This is a genomic window from Streptomyces sp. 2323.1 (assembly GCF_900221035.1).
In the GTDB taxonomy this organism is placed as follows: domain Bacteria; phylum Actinomycetota; class Actinomycetes; order Streptomycetales; family Streptomycetaceae; genus Streptomyces; species Streptomyces sioyaensis.
Window position 1 is genome coordinate 6,507,641 of sequence record NZ_LT907981.1, and the last position, 26,565, is coordinate 6,534,205.

A 26,565-nucleotide genomic window follows, 5' to 3' on the forward strand; every position below is an offset into this window, starting at 1 on the left:
AGGACGTTGTCCCGTCAGGTGTTCTTCTACGACGCGCCGGACCGCTTCGTGGCCGGTACGGTCGGGCTGCCTGGCCGCCGTAGCTTCTACCTCCAGGCCACCGCGGCCGGCCGCACGACCAGCGTCGCCCTGGAGAAGACCCAGGTCGCAGCCCTCGCCGAGCGGATCGACGAGCTGCTGGACGAGGTCGTACGGCGCAGCGGCGGCAATGCGCCGGTGCCCGCGGTCTCGCCCGCCGAGCTGGCCGACACCGCCCCGCTGGAGTCGCCGGTCGAAGAGGAATTCCGGGTCGGCACGATGGCGCTGGCCTGGGACGGCGAGGACGAGCGGATGATCGTCGAGGCCCAGGCCCTGGTCGAGCTGGACGCGGACAGCGACGAGGACCTCGCCGACGCCGAGGAGCGGCTGCTCCAGGACGACGAGAACGGCCCGCCGATGCTGCGGGTCCGCCTCACCGGAACCATGGCCAGGGCATTCGCCAAGCGGGCGCTGGAGGTCGTCAACGCCGGCCGCCCGCCGTGCCCGCTGTGCAGCCTGCCGCTCGACCCGGAGGGACACGTATGCCCGCGCCAGAACGGATACCGGCGGGACGCCTGAGCGCCATGGAGCCCGCTGCCCGCCCGGCCGCCCCGCTGCCCGGTCCCGCCGCTCCGCAGGACGCGACGCCGGCCCCGACGTCCGTCCGGGACCCGCGCGACGTCCTCCTCGCCGAGGGGGAGCTGACCGTACGCGGCCGCATCGAGGAGGCGTCCAACGCCGTGCTCTACTGCACGGTCGCGTACGACGGCACCAGCGCCGCCTGTGTCTACAAGCCGGTCGCCGGCGAGCGCCCGCTGTGGGACTTCCCCGACGGCACCCTCGCCCAGCGTGAGGTGGCCGCGTACGAGATCTCCCGGGCCTGCGGCTGGGACCTGATCCCCCCGACGGTGCTGCGGGACGGCCCGTACGGCACCGGCATGGTCCAGGAGTGGATCGAGCCGCCGGAGAGCGCCGACGAGGTGCCCGAGCTGCTTGCACTCGTCGAGGACGAGGAGCCGGCTCCGGGCTGGAAGGCGGTCGGCTTCGCGCAGACCGGCGAGGGCCGCACGGCGCTGCTGGTGCACGCCGACGATCCGCGGCTGCGACGGCTCGCGGTGCTCGACGCGGTGATCAACAACGGTGACCGCAAGGGCGGACATCTGCTGCCCGGCGCCGGCGGGGAGTTCTTCGCCATCGATCACGGCGTGACGTTCCATGCCGAGGACAAGCTGCGCACGCTGTTGTGGGGGTGGGCGGGGGAGCCGCTGACCGAGGAGGCGCTCGCGGCCCTGCGGGAGCTGGACACGGCGCTGGCGGACGGCCGGCCGCTCGCCGCCCGACTGGCCGAACTGATCACGGAGGGCGAGACCGCGGCGCTGCGCGCGCGGGTGACCGGGCTGCTGCGCAGCGGCCGGCACCCGGAGCCGAGCGGTGACTGGCCCGCCATCCCCTGGCCGCCCGTCTGATCCGCCCGTCCGATCCGTGCGGCCACCGGGCGGTGACGCCGGACCGCGCCCTTGCACGTCCGTCTGTCCTGCACGTCCGCCCGGCTTGCACGTTCGTCCGTCGAACACAAGACCGCCTTTCCGGCCAAGAGTCCTGGTCCGGTTCGTATGCGGAACATCCGTCCGGTTACGCTCATGGCATGCATGCATGGCCCGCTTCTGAGGTCCCCGCCCTGCCTGGCCAGGGCCGCGACCTGAGGATCCACGACACCGCGACCGGCGGACGAGTAACCCTCGACCCCGGTCCCGTCGCCCGCATCTACGTCTGCGGCATCACGCCGTACGACGCCACCCACATGGGGCACGCGGCGACCTACAACGCGTTCGACCTGGTTCAGCGCGTGTGGCTCGACACGAAGCGCCAGGTTCACTACGTGCAGAACGTCACCGATGTCGACGATCCGCTGCTGGAGCGGGCCGTGGCCACCGGCGACGACTGGACGGCGCTCGCCGAGCGCGAGACCGCCCTGTTCCGCGAGGACATGACGGCCCTGCGGATGCTGCCGCCCCGCCACTACATCGGCGCGGTCGAGGCGATACCCGGCATCGTCCCGCTGGTGGAGCGGCTGCGCGACGCCGGCGCCGCCTACGAGCTGGACGGCGACATCTACTTCTCGGTCGCATCCGACGCGCACTTCGGCGAGGTCTCCGGGCTGGACGCCGCGGCGATGCGGCTGCTGTCCGCCGAGCGCGGCGGCGACCCGGAGCGCGAAGGCAAGAAGAGCCCGCTCGACCCGATGCTGTGGATGGCCGCCCGGGACGGCGAACCGAGCTGGGACGGCGGCTCGCTGGGCCGCGGCCGGCCCGGCTGGCACATCGAGTGCGTCGCCATCGCCCTGGACCACCTCGGTATGGGCTTCGACGTGCAGGGCGGCGGCTCCGATCTCGCCTTCCCGCACCACGAGATGGGCGCCTCGCACGCCCAGGCGCTCACCGGCGAGTACCCGTTCGCCAAGGCGTATGTGCACGCCGGGATGGTGGCCCTGAACGGCGAGAAGATGTCCAAGTCCAAGGGCAACCTCGTCTTCGTCTCCACGGTGCGGCGCGAGGGCACCGACCCGGCCGCGATCCGTCTGGCGCTGCTCGCCCACCACTACCGCGCCAACTGGGAGTGGACCGACGCCGTGCTGGAGCAGGCCGTGGAGCGGCTGGCGCGCTGGCGTGCCGCAGTCTCCCGTCCCGACGGCCCGTCCGCCGACGCCCTGATCGAGGAGATCCGTACGGCGCTCGCCGACGACCTGGACTCCCCGGCCGCGCTGGCGGCCGTGGACCGCTGGGCCGCCGCCCAGCAGGCCGACGGCGGCACGGACGAGGGCGCACCCGGCCTCGTCTCCCGTGCGGTCGACGCGCTCCTCGGCGTGGCCCTGTAACACCCGTCCGCTCCGTCCTCAGGGGCGCTTTCGCCGGCCGGCGAAAGCGCCCCTGCTCACGTGCGGCGCGCCCGGAAATCCAGCAGCCCGCCGCAAGAGTCCATGGTGGCGCGCCCCGCGGGCGGGCTAGAGCTTGCGGTCATGAGAACACCAACAGGACTGCGGGCGGCGGTCGTTGCCGCGCTGCTCGGGCTCGCGATGACGGTCGTGGGGCCGGCCGGCAGCGTACGGGCCGACGGCCGGGCGCCCGCACAGACCGTCGGCGACCTCACCGGCTTCGCGGCGGACGGGCCCGTCTACCATCTGCACGCCGGCCGGGCCGAGGCCCGCATCAGCTTCGTCACCGCCCGCACCTTCCGGCTCGAACTCGCCCCGGACGGCACCTTCTCCGACCCCACCGGCAAGGACATCGTGCTGCCCCAGGGCGCGCCGCCCGCCACCCACTGGCGGGACGCCGGCGACGCCTATGAACTCAGCACCTCCCAGGTCACCCTGAAGGCCTTCAAGTCGCCGCTGCGCTTCGAGCTGCGGCGGGCCGACGGCTCGCTGGTGTGGTCCGAGACCAAGGGGCTGAGCTGGGACGACAAGACCACCACCCAGACCCTCGCGCGCGGCGCCGGCGAGCAGTTCTACGGCGCCGGCATGCAGAACGGCCGCGGCAACACCTCCCACCGCGACCACACCACCGAGGTCGGGGTGGACTACCACTGGGACGACGGCGGACACCCCAACTCGGTCCCCTTCTACCTTTCCTCCGCCGGCTACGGCGTCTTCCGCAACACCTACGCGCCCAACACCTACGCCTTCCAGGACCCGGTGACGACCAGCGCACAGGAACGGCGCTTCGACGCCTATTACTTCGCCGGGCCGAGCGCCAAGGACGTCATCGGCCAGTACACCGCACTGACCGGAAAGCCCTTTCTGCCCCCGCTGTACGGGCTGGAGATCGGCGATTCGGACTGCTATCTGCACAATGCGAACCGGGGCGAGCGGCACACCCTCGACGCGCTGAAAGTCGCCGATGGATATACGAAGAACGATCTGCCCAACGGCTGGATGCTGGTCAACGACGGCTACGGCTGCGGCTATGAGCATCTCGCCGAGACCTCACAGGGCCTCGGCGAACGGAAGATGAAGCTCGGGCTGTGGACCGAGGACGGTATCGCCAAACTCGCCGACCAGGTGAAAGCGGGCCAGCGGATCGCGAAACTCGATGTCGCCTGGGTCGGCGACGGCTACAAATTCGCCCTGGACGGCTGCAAGGACGCCTACCGGGGCATCGAGGAGAACAGTGCGGCGCGGGGCTTCACCTGGGCCCCGGAGAGCTGGTCGGGGGCCCAGCGCTGCGGCGTCCAGTGGTCCGGTGACCAGAGCGGCAGCTGGGACTACATCCGCTGGCAGATACCGACCTATGCCGGCGCCACCATGTCCGGACTCGCCTATACGACCGGCGATGTGGACGGCATTTTCGGCGGCAGCCCCAAAACGTACGTCCGCGATCTGCAGTGGAAATCCTTCCTCCCGGCGATGATGACGATGGACGGCTGGGCCGCCAGCGACAAACAGCCCTATCGCCAGGGCGAGCCCTACACCTCCATCAACCGGAAATACCTGAAGCTGAAGGAGTCGCTGCTGCCTTACATGTACTCGTACGCGGCGGAGGCGACCCGCACCGGCGTCGGTCCGGTGCGTCCGCTGGCGCTCGAATATCCCGGTGACCCGAAAGCCGGCACCGACGCCGCGAAGTACGAATTCCTCTCCGGGCAGGATTTCCTCGTCGCGCCCGTCTACCGGGACAGCGACACCCGCGACGGCATCTATCTGCCGAAGGGCACCTGGGTCGACTACTGGTCCGGGCGTACCTACCAGGGGCCGACGACCGTCAACGGCTATAGCGCTCCGCTGGACACCCTGCCGCTGTTCGTCAAGGCCGGGGCCGCCGTCCCCATGTGGCCGGGCATCAGGTCGTATCAGGACCGCACCGCACACTCGCCGCTCGCCTGGGACGTCTATCCGCAGGGCCGTTCCTCGTTCACGCTCTACGAGGACGACGGCGTCACCCGCGCGCACCGGCGGGGCGGCAGTGCCACCCAGCGGGTGCGGGTGGCGGCGCCGCGCTCCGGCGGCGGCGACGTCCGGATCGACGTCGGCGCCCTGCGGGGCGAGTTCCACGGCAAGCAGACGTCCCGGCCCTACCGCTTCACCGTGCACACCGGCGACGCCCCGCGCGCCGTCGAGCTGGCCGGGCGGCCGCTGAAGCGGCTGCCGTCCGCGCGGGCGTTCCAGGCGGCGGACGAGGGGTGGCGCTACGACCCCGCGGACCGCGCGGGCGTCGTACAGATCAAGACCGCCTCCCGCACCACCGGCCGCGCCTTCGCCCTGACGCTCAAGGGCGCGAGCGCCGTCGGCGGCCGGACACCGGGCGCGCCGGCCGTCGTTGCCACCCCCGGCGGCCAGGAGGTGACCAAGGGCGCACCGACGCCCGTACGGACCGCCGTCACCGCCGGCACCCGGGACGCCCAGGACGTCTCGGTGGCGCTGTCCGCACCCAGGGGCTGGACCGCCTCGGCGCCGGTGCACCACCGGCGGATCGCGGCCGGCGCCAGCGAGAACGAGACGCTGACGCTCACCGCGCCCCGGGACGCCGTCAGCGCGGACCCGGTCCCCGTCACCGCGACCGTCCGCTACCGCGCGGCCGGTGCCTGGCGGACGGCGGTGCACCGGTTCGAGGTACGGGCCGTGCCGCCGGCGCCCGCCGGGGACACCTGGGCGAGCGATCTGGAGTGGCTGACCGCCGCCAACGGATACGGGCCGGCCGAACGCGACCGCAGCAACGGAGAGTCGGGGGCGGCGGACGGCCATCCGCTCACCCTCGCCGGGAAGACCTACGCCAAGGGCATCGGGGCGCACGCCGACTCGGACCTGGAGTTCTTCACCGGCGGGCGCTGTACGTCCGTCACCGCGGACGTGGGGATCGACGACGAGATCGGCGACTACGGCGAGGTCGCGTTCTCGGTGGAGGCGGACGGCAAGGTGCTGTGGACCTCACCGAAGCTGACCGGGAAGTCGGCGCCGGTGCCCATGGACGTACCGCTCGGCGGCGCCCGGCACGTCCGGCTCAAGGTGACCGATACGGACGGCAAGAAGTCCGGCGATCACGGCGACTGGGCGGGGGCGCGCTTCCACTGCGCGGGGTGAGCGCGGCCCCCATCCGGGGAGCGCACGCAGGGCGCCGGACCGGCGAGACGGCCGGTCCGGCGCCCTGGTGTCGCAGGTCAGCTCCCGCTGTCCTCCGGGCCGTCCTCCGGCTTCGCGGAGTCGGCGGAGTCCGTACCGCCGGATGTATCCGCCTCGTCCGCGGAGTCCATGGCGCCCTTGTCGTGGCCCGGGTCCGTGGGGCCGGTGCCCGGGTCGTCGCCGGGCCGGGGCTCGCGGGGCTCCTTGGGCACCGGACGGGGCGGGCGGGTGCGGCCGCTGGTGGAGTCGCGGTGGAAGGAGCCGTCGCGGCCGTCGGCGAGCCCGCCCTCGGTCGCCACTCCGGGACCGGACTGCGGGTCACGGCGGCGCAGATAGCGCTCGAACTCGCGGGCGATGGCCTCGCCGGACGCCTCCGGCAGATCCGCGGTGTCCCGCGCCTCCTCCAGGGACTGGACGTACTCGGCGACCTCGCTGTCCTCGGCGGCGAGCTGGTCCACGCCCAGCTGCCAGGCGCGGGCGTCCTCGCTCAGCTCGCCGAGCGGGATACGGACGTCGAGGAGGTCCTCCAGGCGGTTGAGCAGGGCGAGGCTGGCCTTCGGGTTGGGCGGCTGCGACACGTAGTGCGGTACCGCGGCCCACAGGCTCACCGCGGGGACGCCGGCATGGGTGCACGCCTCCTGGAGGATGCCGACGATGCCCGTTGGGCCCTCGTAGCGGGACTCCTCCAGATCCATCCGGCGCGCGAGTTCCGCGTCGGAGGTGACGCCGCTGACCGGGACCGGGCGGGTGTGCGGGGTGTCGCCGAGCAGCGAGCCCAGCACCACCAGCATCTCCACACCCAACTCATGGGCAAAACCGAGGATTTCGTTACAGAACGAGCGCCAGCGCATGCTCGGCTCGATGCCGCGGACCAGGACGAGATCCCGCGCCCGCCCCTTGCCGTTCGCATCGCCGATGCGGACGACGGAGAGCCGGGTCGTGGGCCACGTGATCTTGCGTACGCCGCCGTCCAGGAAGACGGTGGGACGGTTCACCTGGAAGTCGTAATAGTCCTCGGCGTCGAGCGCGGCGAAGACCTCGCCCTTCCATTCCCGGTCCAGATGCGCGACCGCGGCGGAGGCGGCGTCGCCGGCGTCGTTCCAGCCTTCGAACGCGGCCACCATGACCGGGTCGATCAGCTCGGGCACCCCCTCGAGCTCGATCACCCAGCGCCTCCTTCCGACCGGTCCGGCCGCCTGGGGCGGCCGCCGGCAGCAGTTCCTTTGCGTGCGATCCCAAGACTACGGCTTCTGTGGTGCCGGTATGCAGCCCCTTTCCAGCAAGGGGTAGTGATTCATCCGACCTGTCGGGGGTTCCATTGGCCCAACTTCCGTACGGGGTCTGGACGTCGTCTTGCGCGAAGGGCTATACATCGGATGACCCGGAAAGGTCCGATGTTCTTCCCCAACATCTCAGGGGGCATGCGCATGGCCGGTTCCGATACCCTCACCGCGCTCGAATGCCACGACATCCGCTTCCCCACCTCGGACCGGCTCGACGGCTCGGACGCCATGAACCCGGACCCCGACTACTCCGCCGCCTACGTCGTGCTCCACACCACGAGCGGCCCGCAGGGGCACGGCCTCTGCTTCACCATAGGACGCGGCAACGAGGTCATGGCCGCCGCGATCCGGTCGCTCGCACCGCACCTCGCCGGCCGCCCCGCGCCCGCCACCGCCGCCGATCTCGCCGCACTCCACCACGACCTCACCCACGACTCGCAGCTGCGCTGGCTCGGCCCCGAAAAGGGCGTGATGCAGATGGCGGCCGGCGCGGTGGTCAACGCCGCCTGGGACCTGGCCGCCCGCCGGGCCGGCCTGCCGGTGTGGGAGTTCCTGGCCACCCTGACGCCCGAGGAACTCGTCTCGCTCGTCGACTTCCGCTACCTCTCCGACGCGCTGACCCCCGGCGAGGCCCTCGCCCTGCTGCGCGCCGCTGCACCGGGCCGCGCCGAGCGCACCGCCCGCCTCAAGGCCGAGGGCTACCCCGCCTACACCACCTCGCCCGGCTGGCTCGGCTACGACGACCACACGCTGGTGCGGCTGGCACGCGAAGCGGTGGGCGCCGGCTTCGGCCAGATCAAGCTGAAGGTGGGCGCGAACCTCGACGACGACCGGCGGCGGCTGCGGCTCGCGCGGGAGGCGGTCGGCCCCGGCGTACGGATCGCGGTCGACGCCAACCAGCGCTGGGACGTGGGCGAGGCGGTCCGCTGGATGACCGCGCTGGCGCCGTATGCCCCCTACTGGATCGAGGAACCGACCAGCCCGGACGACGTCCTGGGGCACGCCGCGGTGCGCGCCGGCCAGCCCGTGAAGGTCGCCACCGGGGAGCACATCGCCAACCGGGTGGTCTTCAAGCAGCTGTTGCAGGCCGGCGCCGTGGACTTCGTACAGATCGACGCGGCGCGGGTGGCCGGGGTCAACGAGAACCTCGCGATCCTGCTCCTGGCCGCGAAGTACGGCGTACCGGTCTGCCCGCACGCGGGCGGGGTGGGGCTGTGCGAGCTGGTGCAGCATCTGGCGATGTTCGACTACGTGGCGGTGTCCGGTAGTCGGGAGGACCGGGTGATCGAGTACGTCGACCATCTGCACGACCACTTCACCGACCCGGTCGTCATCGAGGGCGGCCGCTACCGCGCCCCGGCCGCGCCCGGGTTCTCGGCCCGGATGAAACCCGCCTCGCTCACCGCCCACCGCTTTCCCGACGGGCCCGTCTGGCGCGCCCGCCGTACGCAGCCGGACCGGCCCGACGCACAGGAGGTCACCGCATGAGTGCCGCACCGCACACCGGCCTGCCGCCGGCCGACTTCACGGGCATGGCCGCCCTCGTCACCGGCGGCGCCTCCGGCATCGGAGCGGCCACCGCCGCGCTCCTGCGGGACCGCGGCGCCCGGGTCGCCGTCCTGGACCGGGACCCCTCCGGGGCGCCCGCCGGGACGATCCCGGTACGGGCCGATGTCACCGACGACGACGCGGTACGGGCCGCCGTCGCCGGGGCGGTGGCCGAACTCGGCGCCCTGCACACCCTCGTCGGCAACGCCGGCATCGGCGCCGTCGGCACCGTCGAGGACAACGACGACGCGGAGTGGCACCGGGTCCTGGACGTGAACGTGCTGGGCCTGGTGCGCTGCGCCCGCGCCGCGCTCCCGACGCTGCGCCGCACCGCCGCCGGGGCCCCGGGCCGGGTGTCCATCACCCACACCTGCTCCATCGCCGCCACCGCCGGGCTGCCGCAGCGCGCCCTGTACGCCGCCGGCAAGGGCGCGGTCCTCTCCCTGACCCTCGCCATGGCCGCCGACCACCTCCGCGAGGGCATCCGCGTCAACTGCGTCAATCCCGGCACCGCCGACACCCCGTGGATCGACCGGCTGCTGGACGCGGCCGACGACCCGGCCGCCGAACGCGCCGCCCTGCACGCCCGCCAGCCGATGGGCCGGATGGTCACCGCGGGCGAAGTGGCCGCCGCCATCGCCTCGTTGGCGTCCCCGGGGGCCTCCGGCATCACGGGGACGGCACTTGCCGTGGACGGGGGGATGCAGGGGGTGCGGCTGCGGGCTGATACCTGAACTGGCTTGATGCCTGGACTGCTTCGTTCGCTGGCTGAACCGGCTTGTGGCCTGTACCGCCTCGGCCGCCACCCGTACGGCCTCGTCGCCTGAACTGCTTCGTCCGCTACCTCAACCGCCTCGTCACCTCAACCGCCGCGTCCGCTACCTGAACCGCCTCCTCCGCTTCGACCCCGCAGGGCTTCCCCCGCCCCCTCCCCCTCCTCCCCCTTCGGGGGAGGGGGCGGGGGGTGGGTTCGGGGGTGGGGGGAGCAGCACACCACGACCGAAGGACCCCCCATGAGACTGCGTACCACCGGCGCGGCCGCCTGTGCCGCGGTGCTCGCCACCGCCCTGCTCGCCGGCTGCAACCGCGGCGGCGACACCGCGGGCGGCAGGATCGGCATCGATGTGCCCCGTACGGACACCGACTTCTGGAATTCCTACCAGCAGTACCTCGAAAAGGACCTGGACCACGGCGGCCCGGCCGCACTGCCGCTGTCCAACTCGCAGAACGACATCGCCAAGGTCGTCGCCGACGTACAGGCTCTGACCGGCCAGGGGGCGAAGGCGATCGTGATGGCCCCGCAGGACACCGGCGCCATCACCGCCGAGCTGCGGCGCCTGGCGGAGAAGAAGATCCCGGTGGTGAGCGTCGACACCCGTCCCGACGAGGGCAGCGTCTACATGGTCGTCCGCGCCGACAACCGGGCCTACGGCGAGAAGTCCTGCGAATACCTCGGCCGGCGCCTGGGCGGCAGGGGCCGGGTCGCCGAACTCCAGGGGGACCTCAGCTCGGTCAACGGCCGGGACCGGTCCGAGGCGTTCGCGTCCTGCATGCGGCGGAAGTTCCCCAGGATCACCGTGCATGAGCTGGCCACCGACTGGAAGGGCGACGTCGCCTCCGGCAAGCTGCAGAGCCTGCTCGCCCAGCACCCCGACCTCGACGGCCTCTACATGCAGGCCGGCGGCGCCTTCCTCCAGCCCACGCTCGCCCTCCTGGAGCAGAAGAAACTCCTCAAGCCGGCCGGCTCCCACGGGCACCTCACCATCATCTCCAACGACGGCATACCGGACGAGCTGGACGCGATCCGCACCGGAAAGATCGACGCCACCCTCTCCCAGCCCGCCGACCTCTACGCCAAGTACGCGCTGTACTACGCCAAATCCGCCCTGGCCGGGAAGACGTTCAGGCCGGGGCCCACCGACCACCACTCGACCATCGTGAAGATCAAGAACGGTCTGGAGGACCAGCTGCCCGCACCCCTGGTCACCAAGGGCAACGTCAACGACCCGACGCTGTGGGCCAATCAGCTGGAGAAGAAGCAGTAATGGGCGCGGAGACCGGCGAGCGGCCGGCGGCCGTGCACGCCGAGGGAATCGTCAAACGCTACGGCCCCACCGTCGCCCTCGACGGCGCCCGGCTGACCGTACGGCCCGGCGAGGCGCACGCCCTCGTCGGCCGCAACGGCGCCGGCAAGTCGACGCTGGTGTCCGTGCTGACCGGGATGGCACGCCCGGACGCCGGCCGCGTCACCTTCGACGGTGCGCCCGCACCCGCCTGGGGCGACACCGCCGCCTGGCAGCGCAAGGTCGCCTGCGTCCACCAGAAGTCGATGACGGTGCCGGAGCTGACGGTTGCGGAGAACCTCTTCCTGGGCCGCTTCCCGGGCGGCCGTACCATCCGCTGGCGGGCGCTGCGGGAGCGGGCCCGCGCCCTGCTCGCCGAGTACGGCGTCGAGGCCGACCCGGCCGCCCGGATCAAGGATCTCGGCGTCGAGCAGCGGCAGTTCGTGGAGATCGCCCGGGCCCTGTCGTGCGGCGCCCGGCTGATCGTCCTCGACGAGCCCACCGCGCGGCTGGACGCCCGCGGCATCGCCCGGCTCTTCGGCAAGCTGCGGACGCTGCGCGACCAGGGGGTGGCCTTCCTGTTCATCTCGCACCATCTGCAGGAGGTCCACGAGCTGTGCGACACCGTCACCGTCTTCCGGGACGCCCGGCACGTCCTGACCGCGCCGGTTCCCGGACTGGCCGAGGACGCGCTGGTGGCGGCGATGACGGGGGAGGAGGCGGGGGCCGCGCGGCAGCCGCGGGCGGGCGCGCGGACGGCGGGGGAGGCGGTGCTGCGGACCGAAGGGCTGGCCGTCGACGGGCACTTCGCGCCGCTCGATCTGACCGTACGCGGAGGCGAGGTGGTGGGGCTCGCGGGCGCCGCGGCCGGCGGCGGCACCGCGATCGGGCGCACCGTGGCCGGGCTGCGCGCCCCGGACGCCGGCCGGATCACGGTGCGCGGGCGGCCGGTCCGCACCGGCAGCGTGCCGCACGCCCTCGACGCGGGCATCGGCTACGTCCCCGAGGACCGGCACCGCGAGGGACTCGTGCCGGGTCGCAGCGTCGCCGAGAACGCCACCCTGACCGTGGCCGGCCGGCTCGGGCCGCTGGGCACCGTCCTGCCGTCCCGGACCCGCGAGTTCGCCCGGCGGATGATCGCCGCACTGGACATCAAGGCGACCGGGCCCGGCCAGCCGGTGTCCGGACTCTCCGGCGGCAACCAGCAGAAGGTGGTGGTCGCCCGTGCGCTGGCCCGCGATCCCGCGGTGCTGGTGGCAATCCGGCCCACCAACGGCGTCGACGTCCGGTCCAAGGAGGCGCTGCTGGGCGTCGTACGGGAGGTCGCCGACCGGGGGAGCGGCGCCGTGATCGTCTCCGACGAGCTGGACGATCTGCGGATCTGCGACCGGGTGCTGGCGGTCTTCCACGGCCGGGTGACCGCCGAGTTCGCCGCCGGCTGGCACGACCACGAACTGGTCGCCGCCATGGAAGGCATGACGGGCACCGGCGGTTCGGACGGGCCTCCGGACACCGGCGGCCCTGGCGGCCCTCCAGCCCCTGGCGGCCCTCCGGACACCGGGCGGCCCGCCGCACCGGACCACCCCGCCCCCGACGGAACGGAAGGGACCGCGCCATGACCGAGACCGCCTCGCCGCCGGCCACCCGACGCCCCGGCACCGCCGCACCGCGCCGCCGGCCCCGGATCGGTCCGGGCCGCTGGCGGGACCTCTCCCTGGTGCCGGTGATCTTCGTACTGGGCGTCATCGGCTTCATCGTCTCGCCCGCGTTCCTCACCGGCGACAACCTCATCGGCGTCGTCCAGCAGTCCACGGAGCTGGGCCTGCTGGTGCTCGGTGAGGCGCTCATCCTGATCAGCGGGCGGATGGATCTGTCGCTGGAGTCGACCATCGGCCTGGCGCCGGTGCTCGCCCTGTGGCTGGTGATGCCCGCACACGGCGCCCGCTTCGAGGGGCTGGGGCTCCTCCCCGCCTGGACGGCGGTCCCGCTCTGTCTGGCCGTGGGCGCGGCCGTCGGTGCCACCAACGGCTTCCTGATCCTCACCCTGCGGGTCAACGGCTTCATCGCCACCCTCGGCATGCTGACCATGCTGCGCGGACTGCAAGTGGGCATCTCCGAGGGCCAGTCCATCGGCGACGTCCCCGACTCGTTCGCCTATCTGGGCAAGGCCGACTGGCTGGGCGTCCCGGCCGCGGTATGGATCTGCCTGGTCCTCTTCGCCCTCGGCGGCGCCGCCCTGGGCTTTCTCCGGCACGGGCGGGCGCTGTACGCGGTCGGCGGCAACCCGGAGGCGGCCCGCGCGGCCGGCATCCGGGTGGACCGCCTCACCTGGACCGTGCTGACGCTCGGCGGGGTGCTCGCCGCCTTTGCGGGGATTCTCTACACCGGCCACTACGGCGCGGTCTCCGCGAGCCAGGGCAACGGCTGGATCTTCCAGGTCTTCGCCGCCGCGGTGATCGGTGGCATCGGCCTGAAGGGTGGCCGGGGCACGCTCTTCGGCGCGCTCACCGGTGTCCTCACCCTCCAGCTCGTGATCAATGTGATGACGCTGGCCGGGGTGCCGCCGCTGTGGACGCAGTTCCTCAACGGCCTGATCATCATCATCGCCCTGGTCATCTCCCGCTTCACCAGCGGCGAGAAGCAGGACTGAGCAGCGTTATGGATCATCATCCTTTCGGGGCACGGGAGTTGGGGCGAACCGGCGTCATCGTTCCCCCCCTGGGGCTGGGCTGCGCACCGCTCGGCAATCTCTACCGCGCCCTCCCGGAACGGCAGGCGCACGAGGTCGTCCGTGCCGCGTTCGCCGCCGGCGCCGGCTACTTCGACACCGCACCGCACTACGGCGCCGGCCTGTCCGAAGAGCGGCTCGGCCGGGCGCTGCGCGGCCACGACCGCGCCACCTACACCCTGTCCACCAAGGTCGGCCGCCGGCTGCGGCCGCTGCTGCCGGGGGAGGAGGCGTCCGGTGAGGGCTTCGTCGACGCCCCCGCACGCGCCCGCGTACGGGACCACTCCCGCGACGGCATCCGCGCCACGCTGGAGGCGTCCCTGGAGCGGCTCGGGGTGGACGCCGTCGACGTCGTCTACCTGCACGATGTCGAGGATCACCTGCGGGAGGTGTACGAGACCGGCTTCCCGGCCCTCGCCGAGCTGCGCGCCCAGCGGATGGTGCGGGCCATCGGCTTCGGGATGAACCACAGCGGTGTGCTGGCCCGGCTGGTCGCCGACCTCGATGCCGATGTGGTGCTCTGCGCCGGCCGCTGGACCCTGCTGGAGCGCACCGCCTTCGACGATCTGCTGCCGGTGTGCCTGCGCCGCGGCACCTCGGTCGTCGTCGGCGGTGTCTACAACTCCGGCCTGCTGGCCGACCCGTCACCCGGCGCGCCCTACAACTACGCTCCTGCTCCCGCAGGATTACTCGCCCGGGCACAGCAACTCGCCGCTGTCTGCCAAGAGTTCGACGTGCCACTCAAAGCGGCGGCACTACGCTTCCCCTTCGGCCACCCCGCCGTCGCCTCGGCGGTTGTCGGCGCGGCCACCCCCGGTGAAATGGCCGAGAACGCCAGGCTGTTCACCCGTCATATCCCGGACGAGCTGTGGCATACGCTCGTCGCCCGCGGCCTGCTCGACCCCGATCTGCCGCTGCCCCTGAACGACCGAGCCCGACCCGGAGCGCACCCCTGATGCGTATCGACGCCCATCACCACCTGTGGGACCTGAACCGGCGCGCGCAGCCGTGGATGGACGGGCCATGGGCCGACCCGATCCGCCGCACCTACACGCTCGCCGACCTCACCCCGCATCTGACCGGGCACGGCATCGACGGCACGCTCCTGGTCCAGTCGTCGTCCTCGTACGAGGAGACCGCCGAACTGCTCGCCCTCGCGGCGGGGGAGGGGCCCCTCGCCGGCGTCGTCGGCTGGGCCGATCTCCGCGACCCGGCGCTCGCCGAGGTGCTGGCGGCGCTGCCCGCGGGGCTGGTCGGCATCCGGCACCAGGTACAGGACGAACCGGACCCCGACTGGCTCACCCGCCCCGACGTCCTGCGCGGCCTGGGTGCGCTGGCCGACGCCGGACTGGTCTACGACCTGCTGGTCACCCCGCGCGAACTGCCTGCCGCGCAGGCCGCCGTCCGCGCCCTGCCGCAGCTGGCCTTCGTCCTGGACCACGCCGCCAAACCGGCCGTGGCGCAGGGCGACTGGCAGCCGTGGGCGGCCGCGATCACTGCGCTGGCCGCGCTGCCGAACGTCAGCTGCAAGCTGTCCGGGCTGGTCACCGAGGCCGACTGGGAGGCCTGGCGGCCGCAGCAGATCCTGCCCTACGCCCGGCATGTGCTGGACGCCTTCGGCCCCGGCCGGGTGATGTTCGGGTCCGACTGGCCGGTGTGCACGCTGGCCGCCGGTTATGAGGACGTCGTCGCCCTCGCGGAGTCGGCCACGAGCCAGCTCGCCGGGGCGGAGCGGGCGGCCGTCTTCGGGGGGACGGCCGCGCGGGTGTACGGGGTCGCGGTGCCGTAGGGCCCGTACGGCCGTGCTCACCGCGCGGGGGGAGTACGGCCGGGCCCGGGGCGGGGCACGATGGCAGGCGGTGCGGCGGGCGGCGCGGGGCTCACAGCGACGCGCGCAACCACTGCTCCACGCTGGCGATGTGCACCGTCGCCCAGGCCCGCGCCGCCTCCGCGTCCCGGTCGCGCAGGGCGCCGAGGATCGCCCGGTGCTCGGTGAGGGTGCGGGTCACCGCGTCCTTCTGCGTCAGCCCGCGCCAGACCCTGGCCCGGGTGGTCGGCCCGGACAGCCCCTCCAGCAGGGAGCACAGCACGGAGTTGCCGGAGGCCGCCACGATGCCGCGGTGGAACTCCAGATCGCAGGCGACCAGATCCTCGACCGAGGGGGCCGGCCCGAGCGCGTTCAACTGGGCCTCCAGGGCGTCCAGTTCCTCCACCGGGATCCGGCCGGCCGCCATGGCCGTGGCGGCCGGCTCCAGGATCCGGCGGACGGCGAGGAACTCCAGCACGGTGTCGTCGCGGTGGAAGTCCACCACGAAACTCATCGCCTCCAGCAGGAGGGTGGGATCGAGGCTGGTGACATAGGTGCCGTCGCCCTGGCGCACGTCCAGGATGCGGATGAGGGAGAGCGCGCGCACCGCCTCCCGCAGGGAGTTGCGGGACAGGCCGAGCTCGGCCGCCAGCTCGCTCTCCTTCGGCAGCCGGTCGCCCGGCCGCAGCGCGCCGGAGACGATCATGCCCTTGATCTTCTCGATCGCCTCGTCGGTGACCGCCATGCCGACCTCCCCGCCCGGACCCGTCCGGATCTCGCCGCCGGACGCCTGGCACAGACATCCGATGTCTGAGCCCATTATGACCTGTGATGCCCACCCCAGCCGCTCCGATAGGCGGCCCAGTCCTCCTCCGTGGCGGCGAAATCGACGTACAGCGCCATCCCGAACCGGCGACGGCCCGGGTCCGCACGGGTCAGCCCGAGACGTATGCCCCGCACCGCGGCCCGCACCGTCTCCGCCGAGCCGTGATGGCCGAACTCCTCGGTGTGGAAGAACGGCAGCCCCATCAGCAGATCGGTGTGCGGCCCCGCCGCCGCCAGCGCCAGCCGGGTCTGCTGGGCCACATAACCGCCGTACAGGCTCTCGGCCGGCAGCCCGGTGTCGTACGACATCAGCGCGATCTGGTCGACCCGCCGCGCCACCTGACCGAAGAACCGCTGGGATATCCACTTGCGGTGGCCGGTCACCGCCCCGCTGACCGTGTGCAGTCCGGGCAGCGGATCGATCTGGTGCACGGCGACGGACAGCACCCCGCCGCGGTCCCGGACCGCGGGCCCCAGCCGGTCCAGCAGCCGCAGATAGTCGGCGTTGTCGGAGTGCAGCGGCTCCAGATCCAGATGGACGCCGGCGAAGCCGTCCGCCAGCACCTGACGGGCGCTCGCCACGATCGCGCGCCGGGCCGAGGCGTCCGCCAGCCGCAGCCCGCCGTGCTCACCCGCCTCGTACACCAGCCGGTCGCCCAGCCAGGCATGGACCCGCACCGACGGCAGCGCGCGGTGCACCGCGGCGATCAGCCACTTCGCCCGCGGGTAGGCGCGGCGGGCCGGCGGCAGGGTGCCGTCGTGCTCCAACGGCCCGGCGTGCACATACAGATCACGGATGCCGCTGCCCGTGAGACGCCGTCGCAGCGCCGCCACATCCGAGGCGCCCCGCCGACCGTCCACCCAGGCGTGGCCGAGCCAGAGCGCATCCCTCCCGCGGGTCGTCGTCTGCGGCGCGGCGGCGCCCGCGTACTGCGCGCGCAGCGCCGTGCCGGCCAGCACCGCCGGCAGCACGATCAGCAGGGCCGCCGCCCAGGCCGTCCACTTCCCCACCCGCCGCCATCGTCGCCGAGCCATCGTCATCCCCCCGTAGATGCGTCCCGGTGCACATCATGGCAGCCGCCACTGACAGTCACCGCCCGGCCCGGCACGTGGAGATGGCGACGGCCCGGCACGCGGAGACGACGATGGGGCGGCCCCCGTGGACCGCCCCATCGTCACGCGCCGTACGCCACCATGACGTACCGTCAGCTACCAGCTACCAGCTACCAGCTACCAGCTACCAGCTACCAGCTACCAGCTACCAGCTCCCGGCCCTCAGCCGTCCTCGGCCGCGCCCGGCGACCCCTGCTCAACCCGCCAGCATGTCCTTGACCTTCGCCCGGACGTCCTCCGTGTCCAGTCCGCGGATCATCAGAGTGGTGCGGCGGCGCAGCACATCGTCGACCGTCTCGGCCCACTCGTGGTCGCGGGCGTAGGCGACCTGCGCCCAGATCTCCGGCGCCTCGGGGTGGATGCGCTCGGCCAGCGCCGGGTTCTCGTTCGCCAGCCGGGCGATGTCGAAGGACAGCGAGCCGTAGTGGGTGGCGAGGTGCCGCGCGGTCTCCGGGGCCATCCGCGGGCCGGGCGTGCCGCCGTCGACGAGCAGCCGGTGCGCCACCGCGTTCGGGTTGGCGATACCGGGCAGCGGAAGCTTCTTCGGCAGATGCGCGATCGGCTCCATGTCCTCGGCCAGCGGGTGGCCGGGCAGCGCGGCGAGCTTGTTCATGACCGTACGGCCGATGTGCCGGAAGGTCGTCCACTTGCCGCCGGCCACCGACAGCATGCCGCCGCTGCCCTCGGTGACGACCGTCTCGCGCTTGGCCTTGGAGGTGTCGCCGGGGCCGCCGGGCAGCACCCGCAGACCCGCGAAGGAGTACGTGATCAGATCGCGCGACAGCTGCTGGTCGCGGACGGAGAAGGCGGCCTCGTCCAGGATCTGGGCGGTGTCCTTCTCGGTGACCGCGACATCCGCCGGGTCGCCCTCGAACTCCTCGTCCGTGGTGCCCAGCAGCAGCATGTCCTCCCAGGGGAGGGCGAAGGTGATGCGGTACTTGTCGATCGGGGTGGCCAGCGCGGCCTTCCAGGGGGCGGTGCGCTTGAGGACCAGGTGCGCGCCCTTCGACAGCCGGATGGAGGGGGCCGCGTTCGGGTCCTCCATCTTGCGCAGGTGGTCCACCCACGGGCCGGTGGCGTTGAGCACCAGGCGGGCGTTGACGCCGAACTCCGCGCCCTCCACCCGGTCCTTGAGCTCGGCGCCGGTGACCCGGCCCTGGGTGAAGCGCAGGCCGGTGACCTCGGCGTGGTTGAGGACCGTGGCGCCGGCCGCGGCCGCCGCACGGACGGTCATCAGGGCCATCCGGGAGTCGTTCATCTGGTCGTCGCCGTACACGGCCACGGCCTTGAGGTTGTCCGTCCGCAGCTCCGGGACGTCGCGCGCCGCCTTGGCCGGGGATATGACATGGCCGACGCCGTCGCCGAACGCGGACAGCGCCGAGTAGGCGAAGACGCCCGCGCCCAGCTTGGCGGCGCCGTGCGGGCCGCCCTTGTAGACGGGCAGGTAGAAGGTCAGGGGGTTGGCGAGGTGCGGTGCGACCTGGCGGGACACCGCACGTCGCTCGAAGTGGTTCTCCGCCACCAGCTTGACCGCGCCGGTCTGCAGGTAACGCAGGCCGCCGTGCAGCAGCTTGGAGGAGGCGGAGGAGGTGGCGCCGGCGAAGTCACCGGCGTCCACCAGGGCCACCCGCAGTCCGGCCTGTGCGGCGTGCCAGGCGGTGGAGATGCCCAGGATGCCGCCGCCGATCACCAGGAGGTCGTACGTCGCCTTGGAAAGCTGCTCCCGAGTCTCGGCGCGGCTCGCGTGCGAACCACTGGCCGGGTGCGTCCCGAGTGCCGGGACGCTCTGCAGGGTGCTCATGTTTACTCCTCGTCCTCGATCCAGCCCATGGTCCGCTCGACGGCCTTGAGCCAGCTCTTGTACTCGCGGTCACGGGTGGCCGCATCCATCCGGGGGGTCCACTCGGCGGCCCGGCGCCAGTTGGCGCGCAGTTCGTCGGTGCTGGACCAGAAGCCGACGGCCAGACCGGCCGCGTAGGCAGCGCCGAGGCAGGTCGTCTCGGCGACCATCGGGCGCACTACGGGAGCGTCCAGGAAGTCCGAGATGGTCTGCATCAGCAGGTTGTTGGAGGTCATACCGCCGTCGACCTTGAGCGCGGTCAGCTCGACGCCGGAGTCCTTGGTCATGGCGTCGGTGATCTCGCGGGTCTGCCAGGCGGTGGCCTCGAGCACGGCACGCGCGATGTGCGCCTTGGTGACATAGCGGGTCAGGCCCGCGATGACACCGCGCGCGTCCGAACGCCAGTAGGGGGCGAACAGGCCGGAGAAGGCCGGCACGAAGTACGCGCCGCCGTTGTCCTCGACCGTGCTGGCCAGGGTCTCGATCTCGGCCGCGCTGTTGATCAGGCCCATCTGGTCGCGCATCCACTGGACGAGCGAGCCGGTGACGGCGATGGAGCCTTCCAGGGCGTAGACCGGCTCCTGGTCGCCGATGCGGTAGCCGACGGTGGTCAGCAGCCCGTTGTACGAATTGACCGGCTCGTGGCCGGTGTTCATCAGCATGAAGGTGCCGGTGCCGTACGTGGACTTGGCCTCGCCCTGCTCGAAACAGGTCTGGCCGAACAGCGCGGCCTGCTGGTCACCGAGCGCCGAGGCGACCGGGACGCCGGCCAGCACACCGCTGGTGGCGCGGCCGTAGACCTCGGAGGAGGACTTGATCTCCGGCAGCACCGCCGCCGGGATGTCCATCGAGGCGAGGATCTTCTCGTCCCACTGGAGGCCGTGCAGGTTCATCAGCATGGTGCGCGAGGCGTTGGTGACGTCGGTGACGTGCACGCCGCCGTCCACACCGCCGGTCAGGTTCCAGATGACCCAGGAATCCATGGTGCCGAAGAGGATGTCGCCGCGCTCGGCGCGCTCGCGCAGGCCCTCGACGTTGTCGAGCAGCCAGCGGATCTTCGGACCGGCGAAGTACGAGGCCAGCGGCAGACCGGTCTCGCGGCGGAAGCGGTCCTGGCCGACGTTGCGGCCGAGCTCCTTGCAGAGCGCGTCGGTGCGGGTGTCCTGCCAGACGATGGCGTTGTGGACCGGCTCACCGGTGGTCCGGTCCCACAGCACGGTGGTCTCGCGCTGGTTGGTGATGCCGATGGCCTTGACGTCGGCCGCGCTCAGCCCGGCCTTGTGGACCGCGCTGTCGACGACCTGCTGGACGTTGGTCCAGATCTCGGTGGCGTCGTGCTCGACCCAGCCCGGCTTCGGGAAGATCTGCTCGTGCTCCTTCTGGTCGACCGAGACGATCCGGCCGTCCTTGTCGAAGACGATGCAGCGGCTGGACGTGGTCCCCTGGTCGATGGCCGCGATGAACGGCCCGTGCCCGTGGGAGGAGGTGGTGGGGGTGTCGCTCATGGTGTGCTCCAAGAAGTCTGTGCGGGCGGGCGGGGGGTCAGGCGGCTCAGGCGAACGCCACCTGGTAGATGCCCCCGGCGAGGGCTCCGCCGATCAGCGGACCGACGACCGGGATCCACGCGTAGCCCCAGTCTGAACCGCCCTTGTTCGGCAGCGGCAGCAGCGCGTGCACGATGCGCGGGCCGAGGTCGCGGACCGGGTTGATGGCGTACCCGGTCGGGCCGCCCAGCGACAGACCGATGCCGACGACGACCAGCGCGACCAGCAGGGTGCCGATGACGCCGACGCCCTTTCCGTTGTCGCTCAGACCCAGCGTCAGGATCGACAGCACCAGCACGACGGTGGCGATGATCTCGGTGGCCAGGTTCTGTACGGCATGACGGATCTCCGGGCCGGTGGAGAAGATGCCCAGCACCGGGCCGGCCTTCGGCGCGGTGGCCTGGTCGACCAGTCCTTCGTGGCTGGTGTGATCCGCCAGCACCTCGGGGTCGGTCAGATGCGCATGGAACTGCCCGTAGTACACGATCCACACCAGGACGGCGCCGATCATGGCACCGAACATCTCGCCGGCGAAGTAGACCGGCACCTGGCTCCATTCGATCCCGCCCTTGATGGCGAGGCCGATGGTGACCGCGGGGTTGAGGTTGGCGCCGGACTTCGCGGCGATGTAGGCACCCGTGAGGACGGCGAAGCCCCACCCGAAGGCGATGGCGACCCATCCGGCGTTGAACGCCTTGGAGCGCTTGAATGTGACGGCGGCGCAGACGCCACCGCCGAGCAAGATCAGAACAGCGGTACCGATGGTTTCGCTGATGAAGATGTCGGAGCTGGACACCCGCGACTCCTTTGTCCTTCGTCCAGGGGAAAGACGAACCCCGGGTCCCGTCCGGTGGTCCGCCGCCCTCCGAGAGGGCGGTGATCGGTCCGCGGCGATGCCCCACCATAGCGAATATTGCCGTTAGGTGTTCGACAATGCCGACCGATGCACGGCAGTTTTGTTCACCCGTAGCACCCCGTCAAGGGTTCCGTGGCCAAAAACTTAGGTGAACTTAATGGGTGAATCCGGTCAGAATCGCCCGGCGCCAAGATCCCGGGACACCGCGCGTGCGCAATCCCTCACAGCGGCGATGATTTCCGGCCGCAATTCGCCGTCGTTGCAGACCCGCTCCACCGCCCCCGTGATGCCCACCGCACCCACCGGCATCCGCCGCCGGTCGTGGATCGGCGCGGCCACCGAGGCCACCCCGTCCCAGGTCTCCTCCACGTCCGCGGCCCAGCCGCGCGCCCGGGTCAGATCCAGCAGCCCCTCGACGTCCCCCAGTCCGGTCACCGTGCGCGGGGTGATCGCCTCCCGCTCCGCCTCGACGACCTCGCTGTGCGCGACCGGGTCGTACGCGCACAGCACCTTGCCCAGTGCGGTGCTGTGCAGCGGGTGCATCGCGCCCACCTCCAGCACCTGCCGGCTGTCGTCCGGCCGGAAGACGTGGTGGACGACCAGTACGCCCTGCTGGTGCAGGACGCCCAGGTAGACGGCCTCGCCGCTGGAGCGGGCAAGGTCGTCGGTCCACACCAGGGCGCGGGCCCGCAGCTCGTGCACGTCCAGGTAGCTGTTGCCCAGCCGCAGCAGCTCCGCACCCAGCTGGTAGCGGCCGGAGGCGGCGTCCTGCTCGACGAAGCCCTCCTGCTGCAGCGTCCGCAGGATCCCGTGGGCCGTGCCCTTCGCCAGTCCCAGTGAGGAGGAGATGTCGGAGAGTCCCAGCCGCCGTTCCCCTCCTGCGAGCAGCCGCAGCATCGCTGCGGCGCGCTCCAGCGACTGGATGGTGCGTGCCATCGGGCAACCTCCGAAGTGAGCGGTTCGACAATGCTGAACGATATCGGCCCATGCCGACTCGAGTCAGCGAACTGACGCGACTTGGTGAGAGAAGCAGGAGTCTGCCAAGAGCGCGGAGGGTGCCCGCAGTGGGGTGGAGCAGTGCTGTCCAGGGCGTGGAACGGGGAACATGTGTACCGGACCGGCAGCTACGCTGGCCGGGTGCGCCCTCTGAAGGAGGGTGCAAAGCCGACAGCCGTCGCAACCACGGGAGCATCTCCATGGCCTCGAACACGCCATCGCCCATCAGCACATCCCGCGTCGACTCGCTCCGTGAGGCCCTGGCCTCGCGGGTGGTGGTCGCGGACGGCGCGATGGGCACCATGCTGCAGGCGCAGGATCCGTCCATGGAGGACTTCCAGCAGCTGGAGGGCTGCAACGAGATCCTCAACATCACCCGGCCGGACATCGTGCGGTCGGTGCACGAGGAGTACTTCGCGGTCGGTGTCGACTGCGTCGAGACCAATACGTTCGGCGCGAATTTCGCCGCGCTGGCAGAGTACGACATTCCCGAGCGGGTCTTCGAGCTGTCCGAGGCCGGCGCCCGGCTGGCGCGCGAGGTGGCGGACGAGTTCACCGCCTCGACCGGACAGCAGCGCTACGTCCTGGGCTCGATGGGTCCGGGAACGAAGCTGCCGACGCTGGGGCACGCCCCGTATGTGACGCTGCGCGACGCCTATCAGCAGAACGCGGAGGGCATGATCGCCGGTGGTGCGGACGCACTGCTGGTGGAGACCACGCAGGATCTGCTGCAGACCAAGGCCGCCGTGCTCGGTGCCCGCCGTGCCCTGGAGGCCACCGGCAGCAATCTCCCGGTGATCTGCTCGGTGACCGTCGAGACGACCGGCACCATGCTGCTGGGCTCGGAGATCGGGGCGGCGCTGACGGCGCTGGAGCCGCTGGGCATCGACATGATCGGCCTGAACTGCGCCACCGGCCCGGCCGAGATGAGCGAGCACCTGCGCTACCTGGCCCGGCACTCCCGCGTCCCGCTGGCCTGTATGCCCAATGCGGGCCTGCCCGTGCTGGGCAAGAACGGTGCGCACTATCCGCTGACCGCCGGCGAGCTGGCCGACGCCCAGGAGACCTTCGTCGCCGAGTACGGCCTCTCGCTGGTGGGCGGCTGCTGCGGTACGACGCCGGAGCATCTGCGGCAGGTCGTCGAGCGGGTGCGCGGCATCGCCCCGCCCGCCCGCGAACCGCGCCCCGAGCCGGGCGCCGCCTCCCTCTACCAGACGGTGCCGTTCCGGCAGGACACCTCGTATCTGGCGATCGGGGAGCGGACCAACGCCAACGGGTCGAAGAAGTTCCGTGAGGCGATGCTGGACGGGCGCTGGGACGACTGCGTCGAGATGGCCCGCGACCAGATCCGCGAGGGCGCGCACATGCTCGACCTGTGCGTCGACTACGTGGGCCGGGACGGCGTGGCGGACATGGAGGAGCTGGCCGGGCGGTTCGCCACCGCCTCCACCCTCCCGATCGTGCTGGACTCCACGGAACTGAACGTCCTCCAGGCCGGGTTGGAGAAGCTCGGCGGCCGCGCGGTCATCAACTCGGTCAACTATGAGGACGGTGACGGGCCGGAGTCGCGCTTCGCGAAGGTCACCGCGCTGGCGGCCGAGCACGGTGCGGCGCTGATCGCGCTGACCATCGACGAGGAGGGCCAGGCCCGCACCGCCGAGCACAAGGTCGCCATCGCCGAGCGGCTGATCGAGGACCTGACCGGCAACTGGGGCATCCACGAGTCGGACATCCTCATCGACTGCCTGACGTTCACGATCTGCACCGGCCAGGAGGAGTCCCGGGGCGACGGCATCGCCACCATCGAGGCGATCCGGGAGCTGAAGAAGCGCCACCCCGAGGTGCAGACCACGCTCGGGCTCTCGAACATCTCCTTCGGCCTGAACCCGGCCGCTCGGATCGTGCTGAACTCCGTCTTCCTCGACGAGTGCGTCAAGGCCGGCCTGGACTCGGCGATCGTGCACGCCTCGAAGATCCTGCCGATCGCGCGGCTGGACGAGGAGCAGGTCACGACCGCCCTGGACCTGATCTACGACCGGCGACGCCCCCAGCAGGGCGACGAGCCGGCCTACGACCCGCTGCAGAAGCTGATGGAGCTGTTCGAGGGCGCGACGGCGAAGTCGCTGAAGGCGGGCAAGGCGGAGGAGCTGGCCGCGCTGCCGCTGGACGAGCGGCTGCAGCGGCGGATCATCGACGGCGAGAAGAACGGCCTGGAGGCCGACCTCGACACCGCGTTGCAGGACCGCCCCGCGCTGGACATCGTCAACGACACCCTGCTGGAGGGGATGAAGGTCGTCGGCGAGCTCTTCGGCTCCGGCCAGATGCAGCTGCCGTTCGTGCTGCAGTCGGCCGAGGTGATGAAGACCGCGGTGGCGTATCTGGAGCCGCACATGGAGAAGTCCGACGACGAGGGCAAGGGCACCATCGTCCTGGCCACCGTCCGCGGCGACGTCCACGACATCGGCAAGAACCTCGTGGACATCATCCTGTCCAACAACGGTTACAACGTCGTCAACCTCGGGATCAAGCAGCCGGTCGCGGCGATCCTGGAGGCGGCCGAGGAGCACCGCGCCGATGTGATCGGCATGTCGGGGCTGCTGGTGAAGTCCACGGTGATCATGAAGGAGAACTTGGAGGAGCTCAACCAGCGCAAGATGGCCGCCGACTTCCCCGTCATCCTCGGCGGCGCCGCCCTCACCCGCGCCTACGTCGAGCAGGACCTCCACGAGATCTACGAAGGCGAGGTCCGCTACGCCCGCGACGCGTTCGAGGGCCTGCGGCTGATGGACGCCCTGATCGCCGTCAAGCGCGGAGTGCCCGGCGCCACCCTCCCCGAGCTCAAGCAGCGCCGCGTGCCCAAGCGGGACACCGCGGTGGCGGAGATCGAGGAGCCCGAGGGCGCGGTGCGTTCGGACGTCGCCGTCGACAACCCGGTCCCGGAGCCGCCGTTCTGGGGGACCCGGGTGGTCAAGGGCATCCAGCTCGCCGACTATGCGTCCTGGCTGGACGAGGGCGCGCTGTTCAAGGGCCAGTGGGGGCTCAAGCAGGCCCGCACCGGCGACGGCCCGACGTACGAGGAGCTGGTGGAGACCGAGGGCCGGCCGCGGCTGCGGGGCTGGCTGGACAAGCTGCAGACCGAGAACCTCCTCGAAGCCGCCGTCGTTCACGGCTACTTCCCCTGCCACTCCAAGGGCGACGACCTGATCCTGCTGAACGAGGACGGCACCGAGCGCACCCGCTTCACCTTCCCCCGTCAGCGCCGCGGCCGCCGCCTCTGCCTGGCCGACTACTTCCGCCCGGAGGAGTCCGGCGAGACCGACGTCGTGGGGCTGCAGGTCGTCACCGTCGGCTCGAAGATCGGCGCCGCCACCGCCGAACTCTTCGAGGCCAACTCCTACCGCGACTACCTCGAACTCCACGGCCTGTCCGTCCAGTTGGCCGAGGCGCTCGCCGAGTACTGGCACGCGCGCGTCCGCGCCGAGCTGGGCTTCGCCGGCGAGGACCCCGCCGACGTCGAGGACATGTTCGCGCTCAAGTACCGCGGCGCGCGCTTCTCGCTGGGCTACGGGGCCTGCCCCGACCTGGAGGACCGCGCCAAGATCGCGGACCTGCTGCAGCCGGAGCGGATCGGCGTCGAGCTCTCCGAGGAGTTCCAGCTCCACCCCGAGCAGTCCACCGACGCCATCGTGATCCATCACCCCGAGGCCAAGTACTTCAACGCACGGTAGCCAACCGGTACCGGGCGAAGGGGCCACCCGGTGGCGCCGTGCGTGCAGGTCAGGGCCGTCCCCGGACGTCCCTGACCTGGAGCACCGCGCATTCCGGCGCGCAC

At 71.8% G+C, this 26,565-nt stretch carries 19 protein-coding genes; 12 read left to right on the plus strand and 7 right to left on the minus strand.

What is annotated here, in order from left to right; genetic code table 11:
• Nucleotides 1-6: 6 nt before the first annotated feature.
• The 4 genes from CPH93_RS28040 (at nt 7) to CPH93_RS28055 (ending at nt 6,091) form a co-directional block, all read left to right on the plus strand.
• The gene (locus CPH93_RS28040; RefSeq protein ID WP_093482366.1) at nt 7-597 is read left to right on the plus strand and encodes a DUF3090 domain-containing protein; all 591 of its coding nucleotides are present in this window, start codon (nt 7-9) and stop codon (nt 595-597) included.
• Entirely contained in the window at nt 561-1,484 is a 924-nt protein-coding gene (locus tag CPH93_RS28045; protein ID WP_173909898.1) for an SCO1664 family protein, read from the plus strand. Before CPH93_RS28040 ends, CPH93_RS28045 begins: the two co-directional genes overlap by 37 nt.
• A gap of 179 nt (nt 1,485-1,663) precedes the next feature.
• Nucleotides 1,664-2,893: a cysteine--1-D-myo-inosityl 2-amino-2-deoxy-alpha-D-glucopyranoside ligase gene (gene mshC, locus CPH93_RS28050; protein ID WP_096214431.1), complete on the plus strand. Its 1,230-nt coding sequence runs from the start codon at nt 1,664-1,666 to the stop codon at nt 2,891-2,893.
• A 141-nt stretch (nt 2,894-3,034) separates the two neighbouring features.
• A complete protein-coding gene (locus CPH93_RS28055) occupies nt 3,035-6,091 on the plus strand; it encodes an NPCBM/NEW2 domain-containing protein (protein ID WP_096214432.1) in 3,057 nt (1,018 codons plus the stop codon).
• Nucleotides 6,092-6,168: 77 nt separating this feature from the next.
• On the opposite strand, the gene CPH93_RS28060 is transcribed toward CPH93_RS28055, so the two are convergent.
• On the minus strand, nt 6,169-7,296 hold the full coding sequence (locus tag CPH93_RS28060) for a PAC2 family protein (protein WP_096214433.1): 1,128 nt from the start codon (nt 7,294-7,296) through the stop codon (nt 6,169-6,171).
• Nucleotides 7,297-7,557: 261 nt separating this feature from the next.
• Between CPH93_RS28060 and CPH93_RS28065 the strand changes: the two genes are divergently transcribed.
• The 7 genes from CPH93_RS28065 (at nt 7,558) to CPH93_RS28095 (ending at nt 15,541) form a co-directional block, all read left to right on the plus strand.
• The gene (locus CPH93_RS28065; protein WP_096215623.1) at nt 7,558-8,901 is read left to right on the plus strand and encodes an enolase C-terminal domain-like protein; all 1,344 of its coding nucleotides are present in this window, start codon (nt 7,558-7,560) and stop codon (nt 8,899-8,901) included.
• Complete coding sequence (locus CPH93_RS28070) at nt 8,898-9,695, plus strand: SDR family NAD(P)-dependent oxidoreductase (RefSeq protein ID WP_096214434.1); 798 nt, start codon at nt 8,898-8,900, stop codon at nt 9,693-9,695. The genes CPH93_RS28065 and CPH93_RS28070 overlap by 4 nt, the downstream gene beginning before the upstream one ends.
• 279 nt (nt 9,696-9,974) lie before the next feature.
• Nucleotides 9,975-11,006, plus strand: a complete 1,032-nt coding sequence (locus tag CPH93_RS28075) for a sugar ABC transporter substrate-binding protein (RefSeq protein ID WP_096214435.1) — start codon at nt 9,975-9,977, stop codon at nt 11,004-11,006.
• Nucleotides 11,006-12,643, plus strand: coding sequence for a sugar ABC transporter ATP-binding protein (locus CPH93_RS28080; protein ID WP_096214436.1), 1,638 nt, complete (start codon nt 11,006-11,008; stop codon nt 12,641-12,643). Before CPH93_RS28075 ends, CPH93_RS28080 begins: the two co-directional genes overlap by 1 nt.
• On the plus strand, nt 12,640-13,674 hold the full coding sequence (locus CPH93_RS28085) for an ABC transporter permease (RefSeq protein ID WP_096214437.1): 1,035 nt from the start codon (nt 12,640-12,642) through the stop codon (nt 13,672-13,674). The genes CPH93_RS28080 and CPH93_RS28085 overlap by 4 nt, the downstream gene beginning before the upstream one ends.
• An 8-nt stretch (nt 13,675-13,682) precedes the next feature.
• Nucleotides 13,683-14,708 carry an aldo/keto reductase gene (locus CPH93_RS28090; protein ID WP_096214438.1) on the plus strand — a complete coding sequence of 342 codons (1,026 nt, stop codon included), beginning with the start codon at nt 13,683-13,685 and terminating at the stop codon, nt 14,706-14,708.
• Nucleotides 14,708-15,541 carry an amidohydrolase family protein gene (locus tag CPH93_RS28095; protein WP_096214439.1) on the plus strand — a complete coding sequence of 278 codons (834 nt, stop codon included), beginning with the start codon at nt 14,708-14,710 and terminating at the stop codon, nt 15,539-15,541. The genes CPH93_RS28090 and CPH93_RS28095 overlap by 1 nt, the downstream gene beginning before the upstream one ends.
• 91 nt (nt 15,542-15,632) lie before the next feature.
• Here CPH93_RS28095 and CPH93_RS28100 read toward each other — a convergent pair whose 3' ends face one another.
• From CPH93_RS28100 to CPH93_RS28125, 6 genes are all read right to left on the minus strand, one after another.
• Nucleotides 15,633-16,304 carry a FadR/GntR family transcriptional regulator gene (locus tag CPH93_RS28100; RefSeq protein ID WP_096215624.1) on the minus strand — a complete coding sequence of 224 codons (672 nt, stop codon included), beginning with the start codon at nt 16,302-16,304 and terminating at the stop codon, nt 15,633-15,635.
• Between the two features lie 74 nt (nt 16,305-16,378).
• Entirely contained in the window at nt 16,379-17,425 is a 1,047-nt protein-coding gene (locus CPH93_RS28105) for a hypothetical protein (protein WP_371126760.1), read from the minus strand.
• Nucleotides 17,426-17,693: 268 nt separating this feature from the next.
• Complete coding sequence (locus tag CPH93_RS28110) at nt 17,694-19,298, minus strand: glycerol-3-phosphate dehydrogenase/oxidase (RefSeq protein ID WP_006607635.1); 1,605 nt, start codon at nt 19,296-19,298, stop codon at nt 17,694-17,696.
• 2 nt (nt 19,299-19,300) lie between these two features.
• Nucleotides 19,301-20,842 (minus strand): glycerol kinase GlpK, encoded by a 1,542-nt coding sequence (glpK, locus tag CPH93_RS28115; RefSeq protein ID WP_093482353.1) that lies wholly within the window; start codon nt 20,840-20,842, stop codon nt 19,301-19,303.
• A gap of 46 nt (nt 20,843-20,888) precedes the next feature.
• On the minus strand, nt 20,889-21,677 hold the full coding sequence (locus tag CPH93_RS28120) for an MIP/aquaporin family protein (protein ID WP_006607633.1): 789 nt from the start codon (nt 21,675-21,677) through the stop codon (nt 20,889-20,891).
• A 231-nt stretch (nt 21,678-21,908) separates the two neighbouring features.
• Entirely contained in the window at nt 21,909-22,673 is a 765-nt protein-coding gene (locus CPH93_RS28125; RefSeq protein ID WP_006607632.1) for an IclR family transcriptional regulator, read from the minus strand.
• A 260-nt stretch (nt 22,674-22,933) separates the two neighbouring features.
• Between CPH93_RS28125 and metH the strand changes: the two genes are divergently transcribed.
• A complete protein-coding gene (gene metH / locus CPH93_RS28130; RefSeq protein ID WP_093482352.1) occupies nt 22,934-26,461 on the plus strand; it encodes a methionine synthase in 3,528 nt (1,175 codons plus the stop codon).
• The last annotated feature ends 104 nt before the right edge of the window (nt 26,462-26,565 follow it).